The organism is Bowmanella yangjiangensis, assembly GCF_017255015.1.
Lineage (GTDB): Bacteria > Pseudomonadota > Gammaproteobacteria > Enterobacterales > Alteromonadaceae > Bowmanella > Bowmanella yangjiangensis.
On record NZ_JAFKCS010000002.1, the window covers coordinates 262,052 to 275,754 of the forward strand.

12 protein-coding genes are annotated in these 13,703 nt (G+C 50.5%); 10 read left to right on the top strand and 2 right to left on the bottom strand.

Features of this window, described 5'->3' with window-relative positions; all coding sequences use genetic code 11:
* Positions 1–567, bottom strand: coding sequence for an Hpt domain-containing protein (locus tag J0A65_RS03650; RefSeq protein WP_206592766.1), 567 nt, complete (start codon positions 565–567; stop codon positions 1–3).
* 294 nt (positions 568–861) lie between these two features.
* Here J0A65_RS03650 and gshA point away from each other — a divergent pair, with 294 nt between their 5' ends.
* From gshA to J0A65_RS03665, 3 genes are all read left to right on the top strand, one after another.
* Positions 862–2,460 (top strand): glutamate--cysteine ligase, encoded by a 1,599-nt coding sequence (gene gshA, locus J0A65_RS03655; RefSeq protein ID WP_206592767.1) that lies wholly within the window; start codon positions 862–864, stop codon positions 2,458–2,460.
* 111 nt (positions 2,461–2,571) lie between these two features.
* Positions 2,572–3,195: a transglycosylase SLT domain-containing protein gene (locus tag J0A65_RS03660; RefSeq protein ID WP_206592768.1), complete on the top strand. Its 624-nt coding sequence runs from the start codon at positions 2,572–2,574 to the stop codon at positions 3,193–3,195.
* Between the two features lie 184 nt (positions 3,196–3,379).
* A complete protein-coding gene (locus J0A65_RS03665) occupies positions 3,380–5,341 on the top strand; it encodes a sialate O-acetylesterase (RefSeq protein ID WP_206592769.1) in 1,962 nt (653 codons plus the stop codon).
* A 162-nt stretch (positions 5,342–5,503) separates the two neighbouring features.
* Here the strand turns inward: J0A65_RS03665 and smrB are convergent, their stop codons facing one another.
* Positions 5,504–6,055 carry an endonuclease SmrB gene (gene smrB, locus J0A65_RS03670; RefSeq protein WP_206592770.1) on the bottom strand — a complete coding sequence of 184 codons (552 nt, stop codon included), beginning with the start codon at positions 6,053–6,055 and terminating at the stop codon, positions 5,504–5,506.
* Between the two features lie 159 nt (positions 6,056–6,214).
* On the opposite strand from smrB, the gene prmB reads away from it, so the two are divergent.
* The 7 genes from prmB (at position 6,215) to J0A65_RS03705 (ending at position 13,700) form a co-directional block, all read left to right on the top strand.
* Positions 6,215–7,141, top strand: a complete 927-nt coding sequence (gene prmB, locus J0A65_RS03675) for a 50S ribosomal protein L3 N(5)-glutamine methyltransferase (protein ID WP_206592771.1) — start codon at positions 6,215–6,217, stop codon at positions 7,139–7,141.
* A gap of 16 nt (positions 7,142–7,157) precedes the next feature.
* A complete protein-coding gene (gene aroC / locus J0A65_RS03680; protein WP_206592772.1) occupies positions 7,158–8,261 on the top strand; it encodes a chorismate synthase in 1,104 nt (367 codons plus the stop codon).
* A 34-nt stretch (positions 8,262–8,295) separates the two neighbouring features.
* Positions 8,296–9,444 carry an MFS transporter gene (locus tag J0A65_RS03685; protein WP_332874293.1) on the top strand — a complete coding sequence of 383 codons (1,149 nt, stop codon included), beginning with the start codon at positions 8,296–8,298 and terminating at the stop codon, positions 9,442–9,444.
* Positions 9,445–9,550: 106 nt separating this feature from the next.
* Positions 9,551–11,608: a TonB-dependent receptor plug domain-containing protein gene (locus tag J0A65_RS03690; protein WP_206592773.1), complete on the top strand. Its 2,058-nt coding sequence runs from the start codon at positions 9,551–9,553 to the stop codon at positions 11,606–11,608.
* A 132-nt stretch (positions 11,609–11,740) separates the two neighbouring features.
* Positions 11,741–12,280 (top strand): elongation factor P hydroxylase, encoded by a 540-nt coding sequence (locus tag J0A65_RS03695; RefSeq protein WP_206592921.1) that lies wholly within the window; start codon positions 11,741–11,743, stop codon positions 12,278–12,280.
* On the top strand, positions 12,270–13,388 hold the full coding sequence (locus J0A65_RS03700; protein ID WP_206592774.1) for an ATP-NAD kinase family protein: 1,119 nt from the start codon (positions 12,270–12,272) through the stop codon (positions 13,386–13,388). The genes J0A65_RS03695 and J0A65_RS03700 overlap by 11 nt, the downstream gene beginning before the upstream one ends.
* A 27-nt stretch (positions 13,389–13,415) precedes the next feature.
* On the top strand, positions 13,416–13,700 hold the full coding sequence (locus J0A65_RS03705) for a YfcL family protein (RefSeq protein ID WP_206592775.1): 285 nt from the start codon (positions 13,416–13,418) through the stop codon (positions 13,698–13,700).
* Positions 13,701–13,703 lie beyond the last annotated feature (3 nt).

Below are 13,703 nucleotides of genomic sequence, written 5' to 3' on the forward strand. Positions count from 1 at the left end.
TCAGGAAGCGTCCCGAGCTTGTTCTAACAACTGGATGGCCTGAGCGTACTCCAGATCACAAATAAGATCGCGCAGTTTGCTATGGGATTCTGAGTCAAGCGCCAAGGCATTCAGCCACTGTTCAAGATGGCTGGGAGACACAAACTCATTGCGTTTTAAACTAGCCAACAAGGCCTCATAGGCGTTGGCGTCCTGCAACTGATTAGGTTGTGACTGCGTATTTGGGCTGGGCGTTGAGTTTAACCCAGCAAGTTGAATGAGCGTATTATCCAAGGCTTGCACAAAGGCGGGCAAATAGCGTTCAGCACCTGGATCGCCCTGCTTGAGTAGCTGTTCCAGATCGGTTGCTGCCAGATACAAAGGGGTCATACCGAGATTTCCTGCTACCCCTTTAATGCTGTGCACCAGTTGTCTGGCATCCTGCCAATTATGACTGGCCATTAACGCTTGGGTGTCGGTATGCGCCTGCCCGTATTGCTGGATAAAACGCTTAAACATGTTTTCCAACAATGCCTGATCACCACCTACTTGTTTTAACGCAAAGTCCGTATCCAGATACGGCGTCATGGGGTCTCCTGTGTGTTTCTTGCAAGCCAACTTCAGTTAAAGTGCTTAGATGCCAGCAGGCAAGGCTTGCGTAAAACTAATGGTAACAGGAAATTTCTGATGGATAAGATAAATGGCGTAATTACTGTAGAATTTCCTGACGAAAATGAAATATTTGTTATGACAGACCGGTCGGGTTGTAACCTGTGTTTTTGGTGTTAGGCAACGGCTTTGCAAAAATGCTCGGTTGGCAACGCTTGAAATTAGTTTAATACTACCCATCTATGGGGTCTTGTATCCAGATTAGGATCGATTTTGCAGCAGACTACATCGACTTTTGTCCAGCGACTTTCTACTTTGGCCGCCCCTGAGGTAGCCAACACCCTCAAAGGTGTAATGCGTGGAATTGAGCGGGAAACGCTGAGAATTAATGGTAACGGCAGCATTGCGCAAACCGCTCACCCAAAACCCTTGGGCTCAGCGCTTTGCCATGAACACATTACCACGGATTTTTCCGAAGCTTTGCTTGAGTTCATCACTATACCTCATCAGGATCCTCGTCAGGCACTGGCGCAATTGCGTGACATTCATAAGTTTGTGCTGGCCAAAATGGGTGACGAGCGCCTGTGGCCGATGAGCATGCCTTGCTACATTGAAAGTGAAGACAGCATTCCTATTGCCCAGTACGGCACCTCTAATGTCGGCAAGATGAAAACCTTGTATCGGGTGGGTTTGAAAAATCGCTATGGCAGCATGATGCAGGCAATTGCTGGTGTGCATTTTAATTTTTCACTGCCGCAGGCATTCTGGGATAAGTGGCTACCCGCAACGAATGCAGGGAGTGCAGATCAAAATGCGGTATCGGCTGCATATTTCGCGCAGATTAGAAATTATCGCCGCTTTTGTTGGCTAATCCCCTATTTGTATGGCGCGTCTCCGGCCCTTTGTGGTTCCTTTATCCAAGGCAAACAGTCCAGCCTGCCTTTTGAGCGCTTACCAAGTGGAGCTTATTTTTTGCCATACGCTACCTCTTTGCGTATGAGTGATCTGGGCTATACCAACAAAGCGCAGTCTGGTCTGAATGTGTGTTACAACGAGCTGGACAACTATGTGCGTTCACTACGCCAAGCGATTAATACACCCTCGGCTGAATTTGCCAAGTTTGCCGGTAAAAAGGATGGTCAGTACCAGCAATTGAATGCCAATGTGCTGCAAATTGAGAACGAACTCTATTCACCCATCCGGCCCAAGCAGCCAACCCAGAAACTGGAAAAGCCAACCGATGCACTGGCGGCGCGAGGCGTCAGCTATATCGAAGTGCGGGCGCTGGATGTGAACCCCTTCAGTGAAGTGGGAATTTCACTGGAGCAGTTTTATTTCCTGGAAGCCTTCTTGGTCTATTGCGCAATTTTCCCAAGTGCCGAAATGAACGCGGCAGACTTCAGCGAAACCGAGAAGAATTTGCGTGCCGTGGTAATTGAAGGGCGCAAGCCTGGACTGCAACTACAAAAAGAAGGCCAGTCTGTGGCACTTCAGCAGTGGGCAACTGAGCTGCTTGCCGGCATAACTGAGGTGGCCAAAATTTTGGATCAGGTTCACGGCGGGAGTGCTTATCAAAGCTCAGTAGCGCATGAACTGGAGAAGATTCATCATCCTGAACTGACCCCATCGGCGCGTATTCTTCATCACTTGCAGAGTACAGGTGAGGGCACAGGGGCTTACGCCTTACAAATGGCCGAACAGTACAAGCAGCGTTTGTTGCAACATCAGTACAGTTACCATACCGAGCAGGAACTGGAACAAATGGCGCTGGCGTCATTAAAAGCTCAGCAAGACGCTGAGCAGGCCGACATCCAGTCTTTTGATGAGTTTCTACGTGACTACTTTGCTCAGGCCGACAAAAGTTGTGCTTGAGCAAGGTTGTGGTAAAAAAAAGCCTGGCGCTAAGGCCAGGCAACTAATTTCTAGGGACACACTCAAACACACATACATTCAGAGTCGATTAGTGCAAAGAAGTTCAGCCTGATGCAAAAAAAATTTTTACTGCCTGTTTGTTGCTGTCTACCCTTGCTGTTAGGGGGCTGCGCTACCAGTCCGCCTAAAGACAGTAGCAACCTCTGTGAAATTTTTTATGAAAAACGCGATTGGTATGACGCCGCCAGCGATATGAAGGAAAAGTGGGGTGTACCTATTCATGTGCCAATGGCCATGATGTATCAGGAAAGCTCGTTTCGCCATGATGCCCTGCCACCCCGTGATTATGTGTTTTTTGGCTTGATCCCTTGGGGCCGTGTGAGCTCGGCTTATGGTTACTCTCAGGCCAAAACTCCCACTTGGCAGGATTATGTACGGGAAACCGGTAATGGCTGGGCATCCCGTGAAGATTTTGATGATGCCATGGACTTTATGGGCTGGTTTATCAGTAAAAGTCATAAAATCAACGGGGTATCCAAGTGGGATGCCTATGCCCAGTACCTGAATTACCACGAAGGGTGGGGCGGCTATAAGCGTAAATCCTACAATCAAAAAGCCTGGTTAAAGAAAGTCGCAAGCCGGGTGAAGGAGCGCTCCCTGCGCTATGCCGGGCAGTTGAAAAGCTGTCAGGAAGATTTGGATAAAAGCTGGTTGTGGCGAATGATTTTCGGTTGAAATACGACACTCTTTGTTGTTTCTAGGCTGTGTTTCTGCTGCGTGATGATTATGGAATCACTTATCAAACTAATGAAATCTGCCAATCCTGTAGCCTAGGGTTGCTGCATCCTCAACGCTCTCGCATTATTTCCTTACTGGCAAATCATCTGGGTAAATAACTTTGCTAAACAGGGAGATAACATTGAGCAAAAGGCATTTCTTTGTCATTTTGACACTTTTATTCTGGAGTCCAATTTCCTACGCCACGCTGAAATTACCCATGCTACTGTCTGACGGAGCGGTACTTCAACGTGATAAGCCGTTAACTCTCTGGGGGTGGGCTGCCCCCAACGAAATAATCACAGTGACACTTAATCATAAGCACTTTAAAGGGCAAGCGAATGCTCAGGGGCAATGGTCCATTCAAATACCGGCTAACGGAGCCGGTGGGCCTCATGAGTTGCAGATTCATGGTCGCTCTGAGCGTCTTCGTGTTCAGGACATTTACTTCGGCGATGTATGGCTTGCATCAGGTCAATCAAATATGGAATTGCCTATCCGGCGCGTGCTGGAAAAGTATCCGGAGCTGGGAACGCGCAAAAAATTCCCCCTAATACGTCAATTTCTGGTGCCGAAAGCCTACGATTTTCATCGCCCTCATGAAGATTATTCTCAGGTAGCTTGGCAAGCAGCAAACCCAGAGAATATTCAAAATTTCTCGGCGGTGGCATATTTTTTTGCAGAAGCTCTCTTAGATAAGTTAGATGTGCCAATTGGCATCATAAACAGTAGTTATGGTGGTTCACCTGTTCAAAGTTGGATGAGTGAACAGGCCTTAGCTAGTTTCCCCGAACACTTGTCTATTGCTCATCATTTCCGCCATCCGGAAAGTATAAAGGAGGTGGAATTGCGCAATAAAAAGCGTGAGCAGCAGTGGCACAAGGATGCTGATGCACAGGACAAAGGTATGCAAAGCGTCCCTCCTTGGTACGTAAAAGATGGCAAGGATGAAGACTGGCAACCTATTTATATGCCTGGTTATTGGTATGAGCAGGGCGAGCCTTTTCAAAATGGTGTTTTGTGGTTGCGAAAACGTTTCTACCTAAATGATAACCAGGCCGCACAGACTGCGATTTTGAGACTGGGCAGCATCACGGATGCGGACCAAACCTATATCAATGGTGAATTGGTTGGCAATACCACTTACCAATACCCCCCGAGAATTTACAGGGTTCCAGAGGAAGTCCTCAGGTCGGGTGAGAATAGTCTGGTTGTGAGAGTGCTCAGCCATCGGGGACACGGCGGATTTGTGCCGGATAAACCTTACGAATTGAGGTTGGCTGGAGAGAATATTGATTTAAGTGGCGAGTGGCATTACCGGATAGGCACTGCTATGCCAGCCTTGGCGCATTCCGAGTTTATTGCTTGGAAACCACTTGGTTTGTTCAATGGGATGTTGGCTCCTGCAACCAGGTTCTCTATAAAAGGTGTGATTTGGTATCAGGGTGAGTCTAATACGGACGCTCCTGAAAACTATTCAAAGATGTTTAATGCAATGGTCAGGGACTGGAGGCAACAATGGCAACAGCCAGAACTGCCGATCATATTTGTGCAATTGTCTGCCTTGAATCCCTACCATGGAGAACCAGTGCAAAGTAACTGGGCTGCATTACGTCAGCAACAATTGGAAAGCTTGAAGCTGAAAAATATCGCCATGGCGGTGAGCTTTGATTTGGGGGAATGGAACGACATTCATCCCCTGGAAAAAAAGCGCCTTGGACAGCGTATGGCGCTGGCGGCCAGATATCTGGCTTATGGTGAACGAAATCTCGTATATTCCGGTCCGCTTTTCGACAAGCTTAGCACTGATGATAGCAGTGTCTTAATATCCTTTACCGAAGTCGGTAGTGGGTTGACGGCGTTTGGGGAGAGTTTGACGGGTTTCACCTTGGCCGGCAAGGATGGCAAATTCGCTGTTGCTCAGGCCAGGATTGAAGGGCACCGTGTAAGAGTATGGTCAAAGCAGGTAAAAGACCCCGCAAAAGTGCGCTACGGGTGGCAGGACAACCCTCAAGATGCGAACTTATACAACCAGGAGGGCCTACCCGCTTCGCCATTTGAAGTGGATATAGCCATCCCGCCAATTCAACAGGCTGAGCAATAAACAACACAAGTGGTGCATGACTAATGCTATGACTTAACGGCGGAGCGGGGGAAGTATATGATTCTGATTAGCCAGCTGTCTGAGTTTTATTAAAGATATTGGTACGTTAGCTAAGTTGATGCAGGCAAAGGTGATATTAGTTGCGAAGCTTACATACAAAGATCAGCCAATGTTAAGTAGAACCAACAGTGCACCATTGCCGCCCCATTCCAGTGGTGCCTGATGAAAGGCCAATACGTCGGGGTGTTGTACCAGCCAGTTTGGCACAGATTTTTTCAAGATATGCTCACCTATGCCATGCACTATACACACGCAGGAACAATGCTGCCTGATAGCGGTATGCAGCAGTGCGGCAATTTCCAGTTTGGCATCGTCTCGTTTCAAGCCATGCAGATCCAGAATCAAATCTGGCGGATAATCGCCGCGTCTTAGTCGTTTCACTTCATGGCTGTCGCTGCCGGGCTTTACGTATTTCAGCGGCTGGTTTGGGTCAAACCAGGCTTCAAAGCCATCAGAAAAAGCAAAACTGGCTGCAGCCTGACGGGCTTCTCGTTGCTCCTGCTGGTTAGTTCGCTTTGATCTAAGCTCTGCGGTTTTAAACTTGCTGGCGGGGGGCTGGGGGGGTATTTTGTCTTGCTGAATACGTCTGACGCCCTTGATTTCACTGTGAAACAGTGACAATTCCTCATCATTCAGGTCGTTTTTCTTACTCATGGGGTCAGTGCTCGGTCAATTCAGTCGGCATAATAACAAGCTCGCCTAAATCGGCATAGCGCCGGATAGGCAGGTTTTTTTGCCTGGTGGCCGATTTACAGTCGGCACAAGGGCTGGCAACTGGCATAATAGCCGCGGTTTTTATTCGGATATTAATTCATGACAGATAAGCTCAAATGGCCAGATGCCGTTACCGACCTCCACAGTCTGCTGGATATGATGCGCTGGGCCATGAGCCGCTTCAATGAAGCTGGCCTGTATTTCGGCCATGGTACCGACAATGCCTGGGATGAAGCGGTGTGCCTGGTATTGCAGGTGTTGCATTTACCTCAGCAGGATCCTGCCGCCTTGTACAATGCGCGTCTTACCCAAAGCGAGAAGCAGCAGATCGTCGAACTGGTGCAGCGCCGTGTTGAAGAGCGTATTCCGCTGGCTTATCTGACTAATCAGGCCTGGTTTTGTGGGCTTCCCTTTTATGTGGACGAGCGGGTATTAGTGCCGCGCTCGCCCTTTGCCGAAATGCTGGTGAACCATTTCACCCCCTGGCTGGATTATGAACCTGATACTGTACTGGATATGTGCACCGGCAGCGCCTGTATTGCCATTGCGGCGGCGTACACCTGGCCCGACGCTCAGGTGGATGCGGTGGATATCAGCCCGGATGCGCTGCAGGTCGCTGACATAAACATTCAGGAGCATGGCCTGGGTGAGCGGGTTTTCCCTATCCAGTCTGATCTTTATACCAATCTCGGCGGGCAACGTTACGACCTGATTATTGCCAATCCCCCTTATGTGGATGCAGAAGATATGGCGGATCTGCCCGACGAGTTTCATCATGAACCCGAGCTGGGTCTGGCCGCCGGTGAAGACGGCCTGGATCTGGTACACACATTACTAAAAGAGGCACCCCGACATCTGACCGAGCGCGGCTGGTTGTTTGTGGAAGTGGGTAATTCCATGGTGCACATGGAACAACAATACCCCGAGTTGCCGTTAAGCTGGCTGGACTTTGAGCAGGGTGGTCTGGGCGTATTTGCCATCAGCCGTGCCGATCTGGTCGCCTATTGGAATCAACAAGCAGAATAGAGAATAAAGCAACACTATGGCTGGAAATCATTTTGGAAGACTCTTTACCGTTACCACTTTTGGCGAGAGCCACGGTATTGCCCTTGGCGGTGTGGTAGACGGTTGTCCCCCCGGACTGGAACTAAGCGAAGCGGATCTGCAAATCGATCTGGACAGACGCAAACCCGGTACCTCTCGCTATACCACGGCCCGTCGGGAAGACGATGTGGTGAAGATTTTATCTGGCGTGTTTGAAGGCAAAACCACAGGTACGTCCATCGGCTTGTTGATTGAAAACACCGATCAGCGGTCCAAAGACTATTCCAATATTAAAGATATCTTCCGTCCCGGCCATGCAGATTATACCTACCAGCAAAAATACGGCCTGCGCGATTACCGCGGTGGTGGCCGTTCCAGTGCTCGTGAAACGGCTATTCGTGTGGCAGCCGGTGCCATCGCCAAAAAATATCTGAAAGATAAATTGGGCATTGAGATTACCGGCTATCTGTCGCAACTCGGGCCCATTGAACTGGCGCCGGTAGATCTATCTATTACCAATGACAACCCGTTTTTCTGTGCCGATGCCGCCAAGCTGGATGCGCTGGATGAATATATGCGCGACCTGAAAAAATCAGGGGATTCCATTGGCGCTAAAGTCTCGGTGGTGGCCCGCCATGTGCCGGTTGGCCTGGGCGAGCCGGTATTTGACCGTTTGGACGCCGACATTGCTCACGCCATGATGGGCATCAATGCAGTCAAAGGCGTGGAAATTGGTGATGGTTTCGCTGTGGTTGAGCAAAAAGGCTCTGAGCATCGCGATGCCATGACACCTCAAGGCTTTACCAGCAATAGTGCCGGCGGCATTCTGGGCGGAATTTCCAGTGGCCAGGATATTCTGGTGCATCTGGCCCTTAAGCCTACCTCCAGTATCAGTGTGCCGGGCGAAACCGTGGATATTAACGGGCAGTCCGCCGAGATTATCACTAAGGGCCGTCACGACCCTTGTGTGGGTATTCGTGCGGTGCCTATTGCCGAAGCCATGCTGGCGTTGGTGCTGATGGATCATTTCCTGCGTCACCGCGGGCAAAACGCCGACGTTTGCTCACAAACACCTGTACTGCCGGGAAATCTGTCTGAGTAATCCCAGCCCTATTGGCCGTGGCCCGCTGATTTGGCTGGCCCTGGCTTACCTTTTATATTTCGGCCAGTTGGGGGTATTAACCCCGTATCTGGCTATGTTTCTGGATGGACGCGGCCTCAACTCGGTAGAGATCGGCCAGTTGTTGGCGCTTATCACCCTGACCCGTATTCTCGGCCCGAATCTCTGGGCTAATCTGGCCGATCGCAGCGGCAAAAGTTTAGGTATTTTGCAAATTGGTGCGGCCCTGGCGCTGGCCAGCTTCTTTGTGATTTTTGTTGCTGACGGTTTTTGGGGCCTGACCTTGTGTTTTGGTCTGATCATGATGTTCTGGACCGCCATTATGCCGCAGATGGAGGTTATTACCCTCAATTCTGTGGCGGGTGATGCACACAAATACAGCCGTATTCGCCTGTGGGGCAGTCTGGGCTTTATTTTGCTGACCATCAGTGCCGGACGGTTAATTGACTGGTTTGGCACCGAAGTCTTGCTGGTCATCTGCCTGGCGTTACTGGCCGCTTTGTTACTGGTCAGCACCCGTTTACGAGAGCCTGAGCAACTGCCGGATAACTCGCCGCATACTGGCTCTATCTGGAGCAAGTTAAAAAGCCCGGTATTTCTCGGCTTTATTTTGGCGTTATGCTTATTGCAGGTAGGGTTTGGCCCCTATAACAGCTTCTTTACCCTGTTTATGAAAGACCTGGGGTACAGCGGTATGCAAACCGGCCTGTTGCTGTCCCTTGGGGTATTAGCCGAAATCCTGATTTTTTTGAAGGCCGGCAGGTTAATTCAGCTTTTTGGCATCAAATGGATGCTACTTATCAGCCTGGCGTTAACAGTGCTCAGATGGACGCTACTGGCGAACTTTGCTCATCTGCCCTGGGTGCTGATTGCCACCCAATGTATTCATGCCGCCAGCTTTGGTTTAACCCACGCGACCGCTATTCAGTTTATTCATCGCTACTTTGGCCGTCGTTATCAAAGTCGCGGGCAGGCTCTGTATGTCAGTCTGGCAGGTGGCCTTGGCGGTGCGCTGGGTAACTTTGGCGCGGGCTTGTTGTGGCAGCAAGGGCAGGGTGCCACACAGGCGTTTTTAGCTGCCGCTATGGTGGTGGGGGTGTCGCTAGTGGTTATTCTGCTTATCCCATCACGCCACCTGGAATGTGCATCCGAGCCAGTGCGCTGAACTACAGTTTTATACAAAGCCCTACAACTCTCCACAGACCTCTCACAGCTTCCTGACGATGCACTACTTATGCTGTTACCTGCACATTCATTAGCAGGAACATGCCATGCAGAATTTACCTTTTAAACTGTCGGTCATTGCGCTGACCGTCTTCGTCAGTCAGGGCTTGGGGGCACAGGAGCCACTGGAAAAAATCGAAGTTGTCCACAAGCGCAGCAGTATCTTGTCTGAAATTACCGAAAGTAGTGAAAAGCTTGTCGCCATGCCTGGTGCCTTGGGCGATCCGCTGCAAGCGGTATTTGCCTTGCCGGGCGTGGTGGCCGCGGGTGGCTCCATGTCGTCACCGGCAGTGCGCGGCTCCTCACCCAGCGATAACAGCTTTGAAGTGGACTTTATGCCCGCGGGTTATATTTTCCATGACTTTGGCAACTCTATTTTTAACAAGTACCTGCTGCAGGATTTTCAGCTTTATTCTGCAGCCTATGGTACCAGTTACGCCAACGTAACAGGCGCGGTGTTTGATGTGGCCTTACGTAATCCTAAATACCAACCCGTAAAAACGACGCTGGATTTCAGCTTGTTTAATGCTGGGGTGTTTATGGAAGGGGCCATTACCGACAACCTGGCGTTTTATCTGTCGGCACGAAAGAGCATGTTGCCGTTTTTCTTTTCCGAGGGCGAAGAAATTGAGGATGAAGACGGCGAGAAAACCGGGGTAATCATTAATGACGCGCCGGATGACAATGACTACCAAGGTAAACTGGTGTGGGAGCCCAATGGCAACAACCAGTTTAGTTTTTCCTTTACTGGCGCCAACGACAGCGCCGCGGCCAATTTCAGTCAACTGGCTGAATTTTCGCTGAAAAATCCTGAGTATCAGGGAGATGCCAAATTTAAACGCGGCTTTAACAGCCAAAGCCTGATTTGGGATCACTTTGCCCAGAATTATCAATTCAAGTTGGGTATCGGCTCGTTAGCGGGGGATGAGCGCCTGGAATACGGTAAACAGGCTACCGGCACAGACGGCTTTTTCCAGGATGTGGAAAACAAGCAACTGTCTCTCAAGGGACGCCTGAATTATCGGCTCAATGAAAAACATCACCTGTTGTTTGATGCCGGTTATTTTGACCACCAGGTGGTCTTTGACTACGACATGTTCCTGTACAACTGTACTGAGCTTGACCCGGACTGCGACTTGAATAAAGGTGAGCGCATCACCGATAAGCACAAGGTGGATTACACCAGTCAGATGCTTGCGGCGTCACATATCTGGCAAATCAACGATGCGTTGCAATCGGAGCTTGGTGTGCAGTGGCACCGTAACGATTTGACTGACGAAAACTTTATCAACCCTCGCCTGGCTCTGCGCTATCAGTTAAATGATAGCAACCGTATTAACTTCAAGGCGGGTCGCTACAATCGTCTGCAGGATATTGAATATCTGGTAGAAGACATTGGTAACCCAGAGCTGAACTCGCAAACTGCCATGCATACCAGTATTGGCTATGAACAGGACTTAGCTGATGAGTGGAGCTGGTCAGTAGAGACTTACTATAAGACCATGGACAAGCTGCCGTTGGGACTCAGTGGCTACGGTGATGCAGACAAGCTTTACAGCAATGAGGTAGAGGGCCGAGCCTACGGTGTGGACCTGATGGTCAATAAAAATCGTACCGACCGCTGGTATGGTTGGTTTTCGGTAAGCTATGGCAAAAGTGAACGTACCGACCTACGCGCTGATGTGACCCGCGATTATTATGCCGATACGCCTTTGGTGGTGAATGCGGTCTTTAATTATCAGATTAATGAGCGCTGGAATGGTGGTTTTAATTTCACCGCCCGCAGCGGTCAGGCCTATACGCCAATTGTGGGGGTACGTGAAAATCCGGATTTTGACGGACGTTTCCTGCCCATTTACGGCGAGCCGTTTTCCGAGCGCTTTGATACATACAGTCGCCTGGATGTACGCTTTGAGCGTAAGACCGATTTCTTCGGTCTGGATGCCAAGCTGGTGCTGGAAGTGATGAATATCCTCGGTACCGAAAACATCAGCCATATTGATCTGGACTACCGTAAGATCAATTCCACTTCAGATCTTATCCTTAAAGAGGATGAAGACGACTTTGGTATGCGCCCCTCGATAGGTTTTAGTGTGACCTTTTAAGATGTTAGCCAAGGCGGTGATCCCCGCCTTGGCTGCATTGCTTGATTTGCCCATGCCGACAACTTGGGTACAGCTCTTGGCAATGATACAATCCGCGCCGTTTTGTGGTTGTAGGGCTTACTTGTGTCAGACATGCATCAGGTAGAAGATTTAATTACCCTGTTTAACGGCCAGTTTGCCGCCAGTTTCAACACCCGTCTGGTGCGCGGTGAGCACGAGCCCTTATACCTGCCGGCCAATGCACAGACCCCTTATCATCAGGTAATTTTCGCCCATGGCTACTATGCCAGTGCCCTGCATGAGATTGCCCATTGGTGTCTGGCCGGCGCCAAGCGCCGCGAGCTGGAAGATTATGGTTACTGGTATTGCCCGGATGGCCGGGATGCGGTGCAGCAAGCCGAATTTGAAAAAGTGGAGATAAAACCCCAGGCCATTGAATGGGGGTTGTGCGCAGCGGCAGGTAAAGCCTTTCGCGTCAGTACGGATAACCTTAACGGCGTTGAACCGGATCGCGCCGCCTTTAGCCGCGCCGTGCAGGCCCAGGCCTTAAGTTATCTGGCCAATGGTTTCCCCCCCAGGGCCAGACAGTTTATGCAGTGCTTGCAGCAGTTTTATGCCACGCCTATCTTAAGCCCGGCCAATTTTACCCTGGAGCCCGCCTATGTCCTTTAAGCTTGGACTGATTATCAACCCTTACGCCGGTATTGGCGGTGCCTTGGCATTAAAAGGCAGTGACGGCAAGGCTATTCGTGAACAGGCTCTGGCCATGGGGGCGGTGCAACTTGCCCCTGAGCGCACCCGTCAGGCCCTGACACTACTGCTGCCTTATCAACAGCAACTGCAGATAGTTACTGCATCCGGGCCCATGGGCGAAGACTTGTGCCGTGAGATGGGCTTTAGCACCCAGGTGATTTACCAAAGTCCTGCTCAGTCAGAAGCCGAAGATACCGAAAATGCCGCCAAAGCCATGCTAACCGAACAGGTCGACCTGCTGCTGTTTGCCGGTGGCGATGGCACGGCGCGCAATATTTGCAGTGCGGTGGAAGACAAAGTACCTGTGCTGGGTATTCCGGCAGGCTGTAAAATTCACTCCGGGGTGTATTGTGTTACCCCAAAAGCGGCCGGGCGGCTGGTGGAAATGCTGGTACAGGGCGAGCTGGTCAGTTTGCTGGAAGCCGATGTGATGGACATTGATGAGTCAGCCTTTCGTGACGGCACAGTGCGTGCCCGCCGCTATGGCGAGATGCGTATTCCCAGTGAACTGCGTTATGTGCAGGCGGTGAAAATGGGCGGCAAGGAGTCTGATGAGCTGGTGCTGGAAGACATTGCCGCCCATGTGATTGAACAAATGGACGACCAGTTATTTGTAATGGGCTCAGGCTCCACAGTCGCTGCGATAATGGCGGAGCTGGGATTGGACAATACCTTGCTGGGTGTGGATCTGGTCCAGCACCAGCAGCTTGTGGCCAGCGATTTAACCGCCAGCCAACTGCTGGATGCCATTGATGGGCACGAGGTTAAACTGGTGATTACTTTAATTGGTGGTCAGGGGCATATTTTCGGCCGCGGTAACCAGCAGCTTAGCCCCAAGCTGATTCGCGCTATTGGCCGCGACAATATTTTTTTGGTGGCCACCAAGAGCAAGTTAAAAGCCCTGGGAGGCAGACCGCTGGTTGCCGATACCGGCGATGCCGAGCTGGATAAGCAATTAAGTGGCCTTATCCCCGTGATCACCGGCTTTCACGATGAAGTGCTTTACCCCGTGGCGTCACCCGATTAAGCCCTATTTCCAGAGGAAACCGAAGTTATGTCAGAGCAGGCGTTTAACCAATTTATTGATACCACTGAAAATGCTTTTGATCAGGCCGTGGTGCAGGGCAGTGATCACGAACTGTTTGTTTCCAGCTACTTAAGCGGGCATTTTTCCCTGGTGGTAGCCAAAGCCCTGACCCAGGCAAATTACTGTCTGGCAAACCTTGATACGGCTATGCAGCAGAGCCTAAACGATGCCTTTGCCAACAACGAACTCGACCCTGCCGACCAGCAGCAAGTATTGGCCCTGTGGCAGCAATTGCTGACACAAGGCAGTTAACCA

What these genes read in the sequence shown, in the direction of transcription:
- J0A65_RS03650 (WP_206592766.1), bottom strand. Translation starts at nt 567, where the DNA reads ATGACGCCGTATCTGGATACGGACTTTGCGTTAAAACAAGTAGGTGGT.
- J0A65_RS03660 (WP_206592768.1), top strand. Translation starts at nt 2,572, where the DNA reads ATGCAAAAAAAATTTTTACTGCCTGTTTGTTGCTGTCTACCCTTGCTG.
- smrB (WP_206592770.1), bottom strand. Translation starts at nt 6,055, where the DNA reads ATGAGTAAGAAAAACGACCTGAATGATGAGGAATTGTCACTGTTTCAC.
- prmB (WP_206592771.1), top strand. Translation starts at nt 6,215, where the DNA reads ATGACAGATAAGCTCAAATGGCCAGATGCCGTTACCGACCTCCACAGT.
- aroC (WP_206592772.1), top strand. Translation starts at nt 7,158, where the DNA reads ATGGCTGGAAATCATTTTGGAAGACTCTTTACCGTTACCACTTTTGGC.
- J0A65_RS03690 (WP_206592773.1), top strand. Translation starts at nt 9,551, where the DNA reads ATGCAGAATTTACCTTTTAAACTGTCGGTCATTGCGCTGACCGTCTTC.
- J0A65_RS03695 (WP_206592921.1), top strand. Translation starts at nt 11,741, where the DNA reads ATGCATCAGGTAGAAGATTTAATTACCCTGTTTAACGGCCAGTTTGCC.
- J0A65_RS03700 (WP_206592774.1), top strand. Translation starts at nt 12,270, where the DNA reads ATGTCCTTTAAGCTTGGACTGATTATCAACCCTTACGCCGGTATTGGC.
- J0A65_RS03705 (WP_206592775.1), top strand. Translation starts at nt 13,416, where the DNA reads ATGTCAGAGCAGGCGTTTAACCAATTTATTGATACCACTGAAAATGCT.